The sequence below is a fragment of the Duganella sp. GW821-FHT07G03 genome, from assembly GCF_059418605.1.
This window is the reverse complement of record NZ_JBWKQE010000011.1, coordinates 148,034-163,451: the sequence shown is the minus strand read 5'-3', so window position 1 is coordinate 163,451 and position 15,418 is coordinate 148,034. Positions and strand designations below refer to the sequence as shown.

The 15,418-nt window shown below is 62.5% G+C and carries 8 protein-coding genes; all 8 read right to left on the bottom strand.

Annotation, left to right across the window (positions count from 1 at the left end):
* Position 1: 1 nt before the first annotated feature.
* On the bottom strand, positions 2-2,878 hold the full coding sequence (locus AC07OK_RS16260; RefSeq protein ID WP_494691288.1) for a TIM-barrel domain-containing protein: 2,877 nt from the start codon (positions 2,876-2,878) through the stop codon (positions 2-4).
* Positions 2,879-2,893: 15 nt separating this feature from the next.
* A complete protein-coding gene (locus tag AC07OK_RS16255) occupies positions 2,894-4,540 on the bottom strand; it encodes a GH35 family beta-galactosidase (protein WP_494691287.1) in 1,647 nt (548 codons plus the stop codon).
* A gap of 20 nt (positions 4,541-4,560) precedes the next feature.
* Positions 4,561-7,548: a TonB-dependent receptor gene (locus tag AC07OK_RS16250; RefSeq protein ID WP_494691286.1), complete on the bottom strand. Its 2,988-nt coding sequence runs from the start codon at positions 7,546-7,548 to the stop codon at positions 4,561-4,563.
* Positions 7,549-7,914: 366 nt separating this feature from the next.
* Positions 7,915-9,057 (bottom strand): sugar ABC transporter permease, encoded by a 1,143-nt coding sequence (locus AC07OK_RS16245; protein WP_494691285.1) that lies wholly within the window; start codon positions 9,055-9,057, stop codon positions 7,915-7,917.
* 5 nt (positions 9,058-9,062) lie between these two features.
* Positions 9,063-10,586: a D-xylose ABC transporter ATP-binding protein gene (xylG, locus tag AC07OK_RS16240; RefSeq protein ID WP_494691284.1), complete on the bottom strand. Its 1,524-nt coding sequence runs from the start codon at positions 10,584-10,586 to the stop codon at positions 9,063-9,065.
* 58 nt (positions 10,587-10,644) lie between these two features.
* Entirely contained in the window at positions 10,645-11,649 is a 1,005-nt protein-coding gene (gene xylF / locus AC07OK_RS16235) for a D-xylose ABC transporter substrate-binding protein (protein WP_445229749.1), read from the bottom strand.
* A 39-nt stretch (positions 11,650-11,688) separates the two neighbouring features.
* Entirely contained in the window at positions 11,689-13,461 is a 1,773-nt protein-coding gene (locus AC07OK_RS16230) for an IlvD/Edd family dehydratase (protein WP_494691283.1), read from the bottom strand.
* The gene (xylB, locus tag AC07OK_RS16225) at positions 13,458-15,401 is read right to left on the bottom strand and encodes a D-xylose 1-dehydrogenase (protein ID WP_494691282.1); all 1,944 of its coding nucleotides are present in this window, start codon (positions 15,399-15,401) and stop codon (positions 13,458-13,460) included. The genes AC07OK_RS16230 and xylB overlap by 4 nt, the downstream gene beginning before the upstream one ends.
* Positions 15,402-15,418: the final 17 nt, after the last annotated feature.

Sequence of the window (15,418 nt, the reverse complement as noted above, 5' to 3'; positions counted from 1 at the left end):
CTTATTTCCTGACCGTGATCGACTTTCCCTCATAAGCGACGACCTTGTCGGACGCATCGAAATCGTCCGAGCTCGAAACGCCGGCCTTGATGAAGCGCAGCTTGAACTGGCGCTTGCCGACCATGCCCTTGTACTGGCCCACGCGGTCGCCAATGGTGACCACGCCGGTCTTGTCGTTGTAGCTCAGCGGGATGCGGCTGGACTCTCCACGCAGATAGGCATTGCTCACGCCATCGTCCTCGTACAGGCTGAACTTCCCGTCGGCGCCAGTGTAGACGTTGAGGGTGACCGGCGCATCCGGCTTCTCGTCCACATACTGCGTCACTGGTCCCATCGGCAGTATCGAACCGGCTTTCACCAGCAAAGGCATGCGGGTCTCCGGCGCCTTGATCGCGGCCGTGCTGCCGCCCGTGTAAACTTCACCGGTATAGAAGTCGTACCAGCTTGCGCCCTTGGGCATGTAGACCTTGCGCTCACGCGCGCCGTACACATACACCGGAGCGACCATCAGGTTGTGGCCGAACAGGTACTGGTCCTTGATATCCTTGACCGCTTCGTCGTTCGGGAAGTCCATCACCAGGCCGCGCATGATGGAGCCGGATTCGTAATGGATATCGGCGGCGGCCGAGTAAATGTAAGGCATCATGCGATAGCGCAGCTTGTCGTACCAGACCATCGAATCGCGCATCGGCGATCCTTCAGGCGCGATCTCGTGGATCTCGCGCTTCACCACCTCGCCATGAGAACGGAACAGCGGCGAGAACGCGCCGAACTGGAACCAGCGCAAATTCAATTCGCGCCACTCCTTCATGTCCTCTGCATTGCCCTTGGCCGCACCGGTGGCGCGGTTCTCCTGCGCCGAGCCGACATCGCCCACCTGATAGCGGGTCTCCTGTGCATAGCCGCCGATATCGTGCGTCCAGTTCGGAATGCCCGACATCGAGATGCTGACGCCGGCCGAGATCTGGTCATACAGATTATTCCAGCGGCTCGCCGTATCGCCGCTCCACACCGCGACCGCATTGCGCTGGATGCCCGCGAAGCCCGAGCGCGACAGGATGAACTGGCGCGTGTCCGGCTGGTCGCGCTTCAGGCCTTGATAGAAGCCCTCGGTATGCATCAGGCTATACGGATTGAAGGTGATCTCGCCGCCGCCATACACGGTCGGCCCGACCAGCTTCTTGAAGTCCGCCGGACGGGTGTTGGACAACACATCCGGCTCGGTGTTATCCATCCACCAGGCGTCGAAGCCCAGGTCGATCAGCTTCGGCTTCATCTGGCGATAGTAAATGTCGCGCGCCTCCTTGGTGTACGGATCGTAGTGGCTGTTCTTGTAGCCGGGGCCTACCCAGTCAAGCGCGCCGTCTTCGACGTTCTTGGTCCACATATGGCCCTTGGCCGCAAGCTCCTTGTAGTTGTCGGTGTTCGAATAGAACTTGCCCCAGATCGAAATCATGACGCGTGCATGGGCCTTGTGGGCCTCGTCCAGCATCGCCTTAGCATCAGGGAAGCGCGCCTTGTCGAAATCATGCGAGCCCCATTGATCCTGCGGCCAGTAGAACCAGTCCTGCACCATGTTATCCACCGGCCAGCCCTGCTTGCGGTACTCGCGCAGTACACCGAGCAGCTGCTCCTGCGTTTCATAGCGCTGGCGCGATTGCCAGAAGCCGTAGGCCCACTTCGGCATCATCGGCGCCTGGCCGGTCAGGTGACGGTAGCCGGCGATGACCTTGTCCATGCTGTCACCGTTGATGACGTAGTAGTTGATGCTCTGCGCGACTTCCGACGAGAAGGTCAGCGAATGGCGTTCCGCATCGGGCAGCGGATCGTTGTGCGTGATGGCGACCATGCCGCCGGTCGGCTTCCACTCCAGGTGCAGCTTGACCGGCTTGCCGGCTTCGAACTTCACCTCGAAATTGTGATACCACGGGTTCCAGCCCTGGCGCCACACGTCCATGACCTGCTTGCCGTCCACTGTCAACGTCGCATAGTCCGACGAGTACAGCTGCATCTTGTGCACGCCCGGCTTGTCGGAGCTCAGCGTCGCATCCCAGACCACCTTGACATTGTTCAGCGCTTTAAGCGGGCCCAGTTCCTTCGGCCAGTTTTCGGCCACGTCCTTCAGGTACTGGTAGGCGATGTCCTTTTCGTGGCGGGTCAGCACCAGCTTGCCGCCGACGTAGTAACGCGCCGTCAGGCCGCCAGCCTTGCCTTCGTCGTCGACCAGTTTCAGGTCGCGCACCATCGGGCCGTACGGCTTGGCGTCGCCGAAGCGCGAGATCGAATTGTTATCCCATAAAACGCCGTAGTTCTTGTCCGAGACGACGAAGGGCACGGCGATCGCCATATTGTGCTGCATGAGCAGCACGTCCTCGCCGTTCAGGTTCATTTGCGCGTTCTGGTGCTGGCCCAGGCCGTAGTAAGCATCCTTGGTGCCGTGGTTGAAGCCTTCCTTGACCGCCATGAACGGCTTGCCGTCGATATCGACCGGCGCCATGCTCTCCGACGCCTGGCTCAGGAAGGCCTTGCCGGCCGCATTGAAGAACTGCACCTGGCCGGTCGCCAGCGACACCGCCACCGAGATCTGCTTCGCCTTCAGCGTGACGTTATCCTTGCCCGCCGCCGTAACGCTGAAGTTACCGCTGACAGGAGCCGCCACCGTCATCAGCGATGGCGTGAGTTCCTTGCCCGAGCGATCGAGCTTCATCACATGGATGATGTTATCGCCCATGACTTCAAGCCGCACTTCTTTGGCCGCGCCGGAATCGGGCTTCACCACCACACCGCTGGCGGTTTTTTCAAACGTGCCCGCCAGCGCCTGGCCCGACACCATCACCGCCAGGCACGATGCTGCCGGCACTATCGATTTGAATCGCATTTAATCTCCGTATTTTTAGTAAGTACCCAGTTTGACCTTGAGAACCACCGGATTGCCGGTCAGGTTCAAGCCGTAATCTGTCTGGTCGCCGTTCCAGTTGCGTTCCATGATCCATTTGCCGGACGGGTCGAAGTGTCCTTCCTCCGCCCGCGCCAGCATGGATGGCTTGCCGTCGCTGCTGGCGAAGCTCACACGCGCATGCTGCCCTACCACGATAAACTCGTTGTCGCCGATCTGCGCGATCGACACGCCGCCATTCGGCAGCTCGGTATCCGCCGGCACATCCTTGACCTTGGCCAGCCACTCCGCATCGCCGAACTGCCACATGCGGAAGCTGACGGTGGCCGTCCAGTTCTTCAACGCGACGGTCTGCGGCTTGCGGTCGTCGCCTTCAGCCACGCCGCGTGTGCGGCCTTCAAACGCCCACTTGGCCCACTGGCGTTCCATCGGCCGGAAGGCTGCGTAGATCTTCCCGAACGGCGCCACCATCGTCTTGTCAGTGGCCTTGGAGCCCAGCGGGAAATTGCTGTAGTCAGCGTAGTCGATGCCAAACGGCGAGAAGGCCAGCGAACCACGGCCCAGCACCAGGTAGGCATAGCGGACGTACTGGGCGGCGTTGCTCATCTCCGGCAGCATCAGCGCATTGTCCACACGCTGGAAGCGGTCCATCGTGGCATTGAATTTGTCCGACTCCGGCGCATAGACATCCGGCGCGGCGATGTCGATATGCGGCGCGGCCGCCTTGTAGATATCGATCACGTCGAAGGTCGGGCCGCCGCTGGCGAAGTTGCCCTTCCACGGCATCACCGGCGACTCCAGCGGATCGCGCAGCGCATTGTTGACGTACATCGGCAGGTTGTAGACGGCGCGCCCTGCCTTGGCGATTTCCTCGATATAGCTGGCGATGGAGTAAGCGTGGAAGTATTCGTCGGCGTAGTCGCCGTAGACCTGCTTCCAGCTGCCGCTGGCTGCCAGCGCCACCGGCGGTTTTTTATGATCCAGCACGGCCTGCGGGACATTCCGCTCGAACGCCGCCTGCGCCTTGGGCGCGAAGTCGCGCGCGTAGCCGTAGGTGCCGACTTCATTCTCGACCTGCATCATGATCACGGTACGTTGCGGCGCATCGGCCTTCTTGATGTGTTCCATCAGCGCGACAAAGGCCTTCCTGTCGGCCTTCATGGTTTCCTCGCTGTTTGGCGACAGGCAGTAGATCGACTTGCCGTCCTTGTCCACCATGCGCGGGAAGCGCTTGTTGTCGAACTTGACCCACTCCGGCGTGTACTGCGGGCCGGTGTTCTTCCAGGTGCCGAACCACAGCAGCACCAGGCGCACCTTGTGCTCGCGCGCCTGCGCCAGCAAGGTGTCGACGTAACTGAAATCGAACTTGCCTTCGACCGGCTCGATCTGTTCCCACGCCACGGGAATCTCTACGGTGTTGGCGTTCATGTCCTGAATGGCAGGCCACACCTTGCTCAAGGCCAGCGGGTAATTGCTGGAGTTGTGCACCTGTGCGCCGAACATCACAAACGGCGCGCCATCGACCATCAGGGCGTGGCGGCCGTCCTTCTTCACAAGCTGCGGCAGATCGGTCGCCGCCGCGCCAGTTGCGGCCAAAGCGGTAAAACTCAAAACAGTGACAAGCTGGCGGGCGGTATGCTTCATGCGATCAGGCCTTTTTCAAGTTAGAAGGTGTAACGCAGTTGTGCAGTGTAGCGCGGTCCCGTGACGAACCATGCACGGCCCTTCATGCCCACGCTCTGCTGCATCAGCTGCTTGAACTGCGAGTTGGTGACGTTCTGCGCTTCGAAGCCCAACGACATATGCTCGTTGATTTTGTAGAACATCGACGCATCCAGCTGGCCGTAGGCATCCGCCCACACAGGCAAACCCCACACCACGTTCTGCTTGCCGACGTCCGGGCTGGCCGGATTGGTGTCGGTGCCGTCGGTGCCCTGGGTACCGTTGACATTGACCGCCTGCAGGCTCTTCGAACGCCAGTTGTAGGCCAGACGCGCCGACCACGGACCTTTGTCGTACATCAGCGCCAGGTTGAACGATTGACGCGACAGATTCTCCAGCGGCAGGTTGCCGAAGGTGGTGCCGTTGGTGTCGCAGCCATTGAGCGTCAGGTTGACGTTGGCCGCCGAGTTCTCGCTGGTGCAATAAGCCTGGTACACAGGCTTGTACAGATCGCGCTTGCTGTCGACGAAGGTGAAGTTGGCCTGCATGCCCAAGCCGGACAACAAGCCTGGCAGTTTGTCGAAGTACTGCTGGTAAGCCAGCTCGATACCGCGCGCATAGCCTTTGGCACCGTTGATCGGTCCCGTCACCGCGAAGTTCTGCTTGACGCCATTGACGTCCGGGATCGCATAGAGGTAGGTCTGGTTGACGACAATGTCCTTCAGCTGCTTGTTGAACACCGCCGCCGTGAACGAACCTGCCGGTGCGAAGTACCACTCCGCCGTCAAGTCCATCTGCCTGGAGGTGGTCGGCTTCAGGTAAGGGTTGCCGGAGCCTTTACCCATCTGGCTGACGCTGTTGATGGTGGTGACGTTCGTGGCGGTATTGGTGGTGGTGCTGGCCGTCTGCTCCATCTCGGTATAGGCTTGCAGCTTGTCGAAGTCCGGCCGCGACAGCGCACCGGCAAACGCGAAGCGGAATTGCAGCGTATCCGACGCCTTCATGCGCAGGTTCAGGCTAGGCAGCACATTATGGTAGTTGTTCTCATAGTCCTCGGCTTTGGAGAACGGTGCGATGATCGGCACCGCCAGGCCGATGGTGGTGCTACCTGCCGGGATATTCGGCGCGGTTGACTTGAAGACCGTATAACCGTGCGCGGTGCTGGCGGTTTTCACATAACGAACACCTACGTTACCGTCGATTGGATATTTCAGGTTATCCCAGCCAAAACGAACCTGGCTATACAGGGCTTGGGTCTTCTCGGTCTGGTCGTTGGTGCCGGAAGGGTCGGTACCGAAGGTCGCAGCCTTCCACGTATCGCAGGAGGTGCTCACTTCCGCGCACAGGATGTCGTGATACTTGTGCAGTGCCGCGTAGCTGTCCGGGAAGCCCTGCGCCAGCGAGACGTTCGGGAACACCACCGACGGCACCGAGACTTTGCCGTTGAAGAAGTTGTTAAAGGTGTGCAGGTTGGTGTTGCCGCTGAAGCGGGGATCACTCAGGTAAGCCAGGCCGCTGATGTTCCAGCCCAGCTGCCACGGTTGCGAGATCGGCGACCAGTTGTAGCTCGGGTTGGTGTTCTGCGTCAGCGCGTCGCGGTCGGTCAGGCGCACGCCGAAACGGATGTCGCGCAGTACCGGATGATCGAAGTCGTACTTGGCGTCGGTCTTCCACGCAGTCTCATGGCCCACGCTCTTGTCCTGGTGCTCCATCGTGAACGCCCAGTAGTAGTTCTTGGGATCGGCCAGGTTGGCGCGGTCGGCCGCGTCGAAGATCAGGTTGGGTACATTGCCGGTCAGGTCCAGCTGTTCCTTCGGCATCTGCACGCCGGTGGCCACGGTCGAATCGAGGCTACGGGTGCTGGCGCGGATGTGCTGCAGATCGGTGGTGACGGTCCAGCGATCGTTCGGACGCCAGCGCAGGTTCCACGACAGGTCGGTGGTGTCGGATTTGCGGGTGGAGGAACGGGTGTCGTCGCCGAAGTTGATGCCGCCGTCCTTGGTATCGGTCAGGGTGCCGGTCAGCAGCGCGCCCTTGGAATCATAGGTGCCGTTGGTGACCCGGATGTTGTACGGGCTCGATTGCGCGAAGATCGCCTGCTCGTCCCACGTCATCGTGTAGCGAGATTTGAAGTAGGTCAGCGAGCTGCTGAGCTGATCGTTGGCCTTCCACTGCAAGGCGCCATACGCGCCCTCGCGGCGGCGGTTGAACTCCAGCGTGCGCCACTGCGCGCCCTTCGGCACCCAGATGGTTTTGCCGGAGGCGTCCTTCAATGGATAGTAAGGCTCGACCTGGAAGGCGTCGGTGCGGGTGCCGCTTTCCGAGTAGGCCAGGTCCAGCAAGGCGCCCACTTCGCCGATCGGCGTCTTCCAGCGGTTCGACACCATGCCCGACATCGACGGCGACGATTTTCCCTTCTTCAGTTCCGAGTAGGTCTCCTGGCCGGAGATGGCGCCGTGGAAGCCCTTGAAATCGAACGGCATCGCGGTGCGCAGGTTGACCAGGCCGCCGACGGCGCCCTCGACCTGTTCCGCCGACGGGTTCTTGTAGATGTCGACGCCGGCCATCAGTTCAGGCGGCACGTCTTCGAAGTTCAGCGAACGGCCGCCGTTGGCGGAGAACGAATCGCGGCCATTGAGCTCGGAGCGCACATAGCTCAAGCCCCGGATCGATACGCCCGAGCCTTCAACCGAGAAGTGCTCCGGGTCGCCCTTGGACATGGTGCGGTCGATGGTCACGCCCACGATGCGCTGCAACACCTCGGTCACCGAGCGGTCCGGCAGCTTGCCGATATCGTCGGCGACGATGGAATCAACGATTTCATCGGAATTCTGTTTGATCTTCTGCGCCGATTGCAGCGCTGCGCGCTGGCCGGTCACCACCACCGTCGGACCAGCATCGCCAGGTGTGGTCTGCGCAACAGCCATGCCGGACATGGCAGCCATCTGGGCCAGGCCCAACGCAATCGCCGTTTTCTTAAACTGTTTCATCTAATGCTCTCCAAAGTTATAAGACTATTCATGGCACTTCGGCCATTTGTTGTTGGTGCTTCCCAGTGTCGACGGTTATGAATTTAGAAATATCAGGCGTGCAGGCCCACAGGCGCTGAATAGCGCAAAGAGATAGTTTTCATTTGAATGCGTCTCGCTTTTGGTTTTGTTATCGTTATGGCTTACTGGCGGGGTGCCAGGTCATACGATGTTATGAGACCATTTTGCAAGTTACGCCAACTGGCCGCAATTGCGAAATTCACCAAGCGGGCGAATGATAATCAGCAAGCGTAGCGTCGATCAGACAACGTAGCGGCTGAAGCGCGCGGCCCGGCGCAGCTAATGCTATGGGCCGCGCGAAAAACATCAACGGCGGCTGGAACGCGTCGCCACGTCGACCCACACGGCCAACGTCAGGATGCAGCCCTTGACGATCATCTGCCAATAGGTGTCCACATCCAGCATGGACATACCGTTATCCAGGCTGGCCATCACCAGCGCGCCGATCAAGGCGCCGTAGACGGTGCCGGAGCCACCGCGCATCGACGTGCCGCCGATGAAGCAGGCCGCGATCGCATCGAGCTCCCCCGAGGTGCCGGCCGACGGCGAACCTGCCGCCAGTCGCGCCGTGTTGACCAGGCCAGCCAGGGCGCACATCAAGCCCATGATCCCGAAGATCCACAGCTTCACCGCCTGCACGTTCACACCGGACAGGCGAGTCGCCTCCATATTGCTGCCCACCGCGTAGATGCGGCGGCCGAACACGGTCTGCGTGGCGACGTAGCTGAAGGCGCCCAACAACACCAGCAACAGCAGCACCGGCAGCGGTATGCCTTCGTAGCTGTTCAAGGTCCGCACGAAGGCGAACAACACGGCGCCGATGGCGGCCAGGCGTACGCCGTCGCGCCACATCGGCGGCACCGGCAGGCCGTGGCGGCCCAGGTTCAGGCGCTGGCGCCATGTCAGCACGGCGGCCAGCGCAAACAGCACCACGCCCAGCGTCACGCCCAGTTCCGGCGACAGATAGCCCTGCCCCACCTGCACCATCGCTTCCGACACCGGCGCCACCGTCACGCCGTCCGTCACGCCCAGCACGATGCCGCGATACGCCAGCATGCCGCCCAGGCCCACGATGAAGGACGGTATGCCCGCATACGCCGTCAGGTAGCCGTTGAACAGGCCAAGCAGCAGGCCGCAGGCCAGCACCGCCGCCACCGTTACCGGCAGCGGCATGTGGTGCGTGACGTCGAGCACCGCCGCCACGCCGCCCAGCAGGCCAAGCAGCGAGCCCACCGACAGGTCGATCTCGCCGGAGATGATGACGAAGGCCATGCCGCAGGCGACCACGCCGGTCACCGACATTTGCCGCATCAGGTTGGACAGGTTGCGCGCCGAGATGAAGCCGCCGTCCGTCTTCCAGCTGAAGAAGCTCCAGATGATGGCGATGGCGATCAGCAGCGCGAGGATTTTATACTGCGTGAACAGTTGTTTGAGTTTGTTGGTATGCATGGTCACTATGAATGATCGAGCGCCGCAGACAGCAGCATTTCCTGGGTCAGGTCCTGGTTGATGAAATCTCCGCGCAGCCGGCCTTCGCCCATCACCAGCACGCGGTCGGACACGCCCAGCACCTCGGCCAGCTCCGACGACACCATGATGATGGACACGCCCTGGCTGGCCAGTTCCAGCATCAGCTTGTAGATCTCGTACTTGGCGCCGACGTCCACGCCGCGCGTGGGTTCATCGAGTATCAGCACCTTGGGCCGCGTCAGCAGCATCTTGGACAGCACCGCCTTCTGCTGGTTGCCGCCCGAGAGCGAAGTAATCGGCAGGAAGGGACTGGCCGTCTTCAGGCCTAGCCGGGCGATTTCCTCGCTGACGGTTTTCAGCTCGGCCTCGCGGTCGATTCGGGTGAAGCGCGCATAGCGGCCCAGCACCGACAGCGTGATGTTCTGGCCCACGTCCAGGTCGCGGATGATGCCATGCTGCTTGCGGTCCTCCGGCACCAGCGCCAGCCCGGCGCGGATGGCCTTGAGCGGCGTGCGGGTATCGATCTTCTCGCCGTTGAGCCACACCTCGGCCTCGCAGCGGCCGTTGTAGGCGCCGAACAGCGCGGACACCAGCTCCGTGCGGCCCGCGCCCACCAGGCCGGCGATGCCGAGGATCTCGCCCCGGCGCAGCTTGAAGGAGACGTTGTCCACTTTCCGGCGGTCCGGCTTCTCGGTGTCGTAGCACACCACGTTGCGGGCTTCGAACATCACCTCGCCCTGCGTGCGTTCCAGTGTTGGATACAGCTGGTTCATCTCGCGCCCCACCATCTGCGCGATGATCTGCCGCACGTCCATCTGCTGCATCGGCGTGGTGGCGATATGCTTGCCGTCGCGGATGACGACGATGGTGTCGCAGATCGCTTCCACTTCATCGAGCTTGTGCGAGATGTAGACGCAGGCCACGCCCTTGGCTTTCAGGCCGCGGATGATATCGAGCAGCACCTCGATTTCCGACGCCGTCAACGACGACGAGGGTTCGTCCAGGATCAGCAGGCGCGCGTTCTTGTTGAGCGCCTTGGCGATCTCGATCAGCTGCTGGTGGCCGCCGCCGTAGTTCATCACCGGCAGCACCACGTTGACGTCGTTGAGCTTCAGTTCCCTGAGCAGCGTTTCGGCGCGCTGGTTCATGGCCGGATAGTCCATGCGGCCGCCGGGCAGCGTGATCTCGTTGCCGAGGAAGAGATTTTCGGTCACCGACAATTCGGGCACCAGCATCAGTTCCTGGTGGATGATGACGATGCCGGCCGCTTCGCTTTCGCGTATCGATTGCGCCTTCAGCGGCTGGCCGTCCATCAGGATCTCGCCGTCCCAGGTGCCGTGCGGGTAGACGGCGGACAGTACTTTCATCAGGGTCGATTTGCCGGCGCCATTCTCGCCGCACAAACCGATGCACTCGCCGGGCCTGACTTGCAGGTCGATGCCGTCGAGCGCGGGGACACCGCCGAACTTCTTGACGATGCCCTTCATTTCTAGCAAATAGCCGGACATACAGATTCTCGCAGAGGTGAGGTGCGGGAACCCGTGGAACGCGTCCCCGCCAGAAGAATTACTTGGCCGCGAGTTGGGCTTTGGTGTAGAAACCATCGGTGACCACCAGGTCGATATTCGCCTTGGTCAGCATGGTAGGTTTCAGCAGTAGCGTGCTGACCTGCTTGAAGCCGTTCTGATACTCGGCGTTGTACGCCGGCTTCTCATTGCGCACCAGCTGGATAGACAGCTTGGCCGCTTCCGAAGCGATCAACTTCAACGGCTTGTACACCGTCATGGTCTGCGAGCCGGCGATCACGCGCCGCACCGCCGCCAGATCCGCGTCCTGCCCGGACACGGCCACCTTGCCGTCGAGCTTCTGCGAAGCCAGCGCCTGGATCGCGCCGCCGGCGGTCGCGTCGTTCGACGCCACCACCGCATCGAGCTTGTTGCCGTTGGCCGTCAGCGCATTCTCAACGATGGACATGGCCTCGGCCGGATTCCAATCCTTAACCCACTGCTTGCCGACCACCTTGATATCGCCCTTGTCGATCAGCGGTTGCAGCACCTTGAGCTGGCCTTCGCGCAGCATCTTGGCGTTGTTGTCGGTCGGCGCGCCGCCCAGCAGGTAGAAGTTACCCTTGGGTTTAACCGCCACCACACCCTGCGCCTGCATCTCGCCGACCAACTTGTTATCGAAGGAGATATAGGCATCGATATCCGCGTTGAGGATCAGGCGGTCGTAGGAGACCACCTTGATCTTGGCTTTCTTTGCCTCGCGCACCGCATTGTTCAGCACCGTGGCGTTGTAAGGCACGATCACCAGCACATCGACACCGCGCGAAATCAGATTCTCGATCTGCGCGATCTGACGCTGCTCGCTGGCGTCGGCCGACTGCACATAGACCTTGGCGCCCTGCTGCTCGGCGGCGGCGACGAAGTAGTCGCGGTCGCGCGCCCAGCGTTCCAGCCGCAGGTCGTCGATGGAAAAGCCGATTTTCGGGTTCTTGGCGTCGGCCATGGCGTTGCCGCCTGCGCACACCAGCATGACGGCGACTGCCGCCGCGCTCAGTAATTTCTTCATTCTTACGGTCTCCTGTTAGTACTGTGGATCTTTGTCCGACTAGTGATTATGGCGCGCCTGATTAAGGGCCACTCCGCGATATGGTACAGCCAGTTCCATGCATGCGCCGTTTTCCATTTGCCCGACGGTGCTGCGGTAGATTTCCTGCCACGGCGTCTGGCTGGCGGGGATGGCTGGAATGCCGTCCTTCTTGCGCTCCTCCCACTCCACCGGATCAACCTGCACATCGCAACGGCCGGCATTCAAATCGACGCGGATACGGTCGCCGGTGCGCAGCCATGCAAGGCCGCCACCGACCGCGCTCTCCGGCGATGCGTTCAGTATCGACGGGCTGTCCGAGGTGCCGGACTGACGGCCGTCGCCCAGCGTCGGCAGCGCGTTGATGCCGCGCTTGACCAGCGCATCGGGCGGCTGCATGTTGACCACTTCGGCCGAACCGGGCCAGCCTATCGGGCCGGCGCCGCGTATCACCAGCATGCAGTCCTCATCGATGTTCAGCGAAGGGTCGTTGATGCGGGCGTGGTAATCGCCGGAGCCGTCGAACACGATGGCGCGGCTCTCGAAGATATTCTCGCTGCCCGGCGTGCTCAGATAGCGGGCGCGGAAGGCGTCCGAGATCACGCTGGTTTTCATGATGGCGAAGTCGAACAGATTGCCCTTCAGGACAAAGAAACCGGCATCCTTCTTCAGCGGCTGGTCGAAGGCAAAGATCACCTCGCGGTCATGCGTCTCGCGGCCGGCCAGGTTGTCGCGCATGCTGCGGCCGGTGACGGTGGGACGGTCCGAACGCAGCATGCCTTGCTGCTCCAGCTCCCACATGACAGCCGGGACACCGCCGGCGCGATGGAAACGCTCGCCGAGGAATTTACCGGCCGGCTGCATGTTCAGCAGCAGCGGCACGGCATGGCCGTACTCCATCCAGTCGCTCGAATGCAGTTCGACGCCGGCGTGACGCGCCATCGCCATGATGTGCTGCTGCGCGTTGGTGGAGCCGCCGATGGCGGCATTGACCACGATCGCATCGAGGAAAGCCTCGCGATTCAGAATGCTCGACGGCTTGATATCCAGCCGCGCCATCTCGACGATGCGCCTGCCGGTTTCATACGCCATCTGGCCCCGTTCGCGGTACGGCGCCGGGATCGCCGAACAACCGGTCAGCGACATGCCCAGCGCCTCGGCCATCGCGTTCATGGTGGAGGCGGTGCCCATGGTGTTGCAGTGTCCCGCCGACGGCGCCGAAGCGGCGGCGATCTGCAGGAATTTTTCGTTGTCGATCTCACCGGCGGCCAGCTGGCGGCGGCCTTTCCAGATCGCGGTGCCGGAACCCGCCAGTTCGCCTTCGAACCAGCCATCCAGCATCGGCCCGCCGGACAGCACGATGGCGGGAATATCCACCGTCGATGCGGCCATCAACTGCGCCGGCGTGGTCTTGTCGCAGCCGGTGGTCAGCACCACGGCGTCGATCGGATAGCCGTGCAGGATTTCCACCAGCCCGAGGTATGCCAGGTTGCGATCGATGGCGGCGGTCGGACGGCGGCAGTTCTCAAAGATCGGATGCAGCGGAAATTCCATCGCGATGCCGCCCGCATCGCGGATGCCATCGCGCACGCGCTTGGCCAGCTCCAGGTGGATGCGGTTGCAGGGGCTGATGTCGCTGCCGCTCTGCGCGATGCCGATGATGGGGCGGCCGGAGCGCAGTTCCTCCGGCGTGATCCCGTAATTCATGAAGCGCTCCAGATACAGCGCCGTCATGTCGATGTGGTCCGGATTGTCGAACCAGTCCTGCGAACGGTAGCGGCGCGCGGTACTCATGCGCCGTACCAGCCCGCGTCGACGAAATAATCGCGCCCGGTGCAGCGGCCGGCGTTGTCGGAGGCCAGGAACAGCGCCAGCGCGGCCACGTCGTCCACCTGCACGCGCTGCGGCAGGCATTGGCCAGCCAGGATGCGCGCTTCCTCTTCCGGCGTGTGCCACAGGGCTTCCTGGCGCGGCGTGCGCACCGCGCCGGGGATGATGCAGTTGACGCGGACGTTGTGCGGACCGAGGTCGCGCGCCAGGCCGCGCGTCATGCCCTCGATGGCGGCTTTGGCCGTCATGTACAGGGTCAGCTCCGGCAGCGCCAGGTGCCACGAGATCGAACCGAAGTTCAGGATCACGCCGCCGCCGCGCTGCTGCATGCCGACGGCGACAGCCTTGGCGCAGAAGTACTGGTGCCGCAGGTTGACGGCCATGCGCTCGTCCCAGTATTCCGGGCTGACGTCGGCCAGCTTGTGGCGGTCGTCGTTGGCGGCGTTGTTGATCAGTACATCGACCTGGCCGATGCGGTTGAAGGCCGCAGCCACCGCATCGAGATTGGTCAGGTCGCAGCGCACGAAGGTCGGCGGTACCGCTTGCGTCGACAAGCGGCCTTGTAGCGCCAGCGAGTCTTCTTCGGCGATATCGAGGAAGTGTACCTGCGCGCCCTGCTGCGCAAACGCCTCCACCATGCCCGCGCCGATGCCGCTGCCGCCGCCCGTGATGACCACGCGCTTGCCGGCCAGGCTGGGATAGATCGCCTGCTGCACCCTGGTCTGCAGTGCCGGCGCAACGCGCATCGCGGCCGCGCCGCGCGCCCGGGCCAGCAAGGCCCGCACGCCAAACGTCCACGGCGCGATGGTGTCGCTGCGCTGCACATGGTTGACCAAGGTGCCCAGCGAAGGCGTCGAGATGCTGACACGGTCGCCCAGGTGGTGCGTGAAGCCGCCGCCGGCCGTGTCGCGGTCCTTGATCGGCGAGAACATCGTGCCGAGGAAGAGCATGAAGCCGTCCGGGTATTGATGATGACGGCCGCAGACCTGGCTCACCAGGTCGAGCGGATCGCGGCTGATCTCGCGCATGCGGCTGGCGCCGGCCAGGTGGAAGCCGTCGTCCATGCCTTCGATTAGCATGCTCAATTCCGCGTTGCGGATGGTGTCGATGGTGAAGTGTTCGTCGAACAGGCGGATGAACGGGCCGATGGCGCAGGAACCGTTGTTGTCTTTGGCCTTGCCCAACAAGAGCGCACTGCGGCCTTCGATGTCACGCAGGTTGACGTCGTTGCCCAACGTGGCGCCCAGCACGCGCGCCTGGCTGTTGACGGCCAGGACGATTTCCGGCTCCGGGTTGTTCCATTTCGAATCGGGATGCAGGCCGACGTCCGCGCCCTGCCCCACCGCCGACATGGGCTGCGACTTGGAGAACACCTCCGCGTCCGGGCCGATGCCCACTTCCATGTACGGCGACCAGAGTCCGCGTTCGATCAGGTCCGCCTTCAACCGTGCCGCTTCCGGCGAGCCGGGACGGATGGCCGACAGATCGGAGCCGATGATGGCCTGGATCTCTCCGCGCAGGACGTTGGCGCGGGATGCGTCGCCACCGGCCTGTTCTTCGATCACCCGCTCCAGCAGGCTGACGGCGAAGGTGACGCCGCATGCCTTGATCGCTTGCAGGTCGCACGGCGCCAGCAGGCGCGGGGTGCCGGCGTAGATGGTGCTGTCGAGCGCATGCGCCATCAGCTGCCGCACGCTGCCCAGCGATTCGCCGGGTGCGTTGCGGGCGATATCGAGGACATCGTCGCGCTCCAGCAGGTCGGACATGGTGGGGGCGTGGCCGGTGATGTCGAACACCTCGCCGTTGCGGACGGCGACCACGCAAGGCCCGTCGATGACGCCATTGCGCCAAACGCGGCCCACCAGAACTGCCCGTTCGATATCGTCGGGCAGCATCGTTTTCATATTATTTTCCAAGGTCT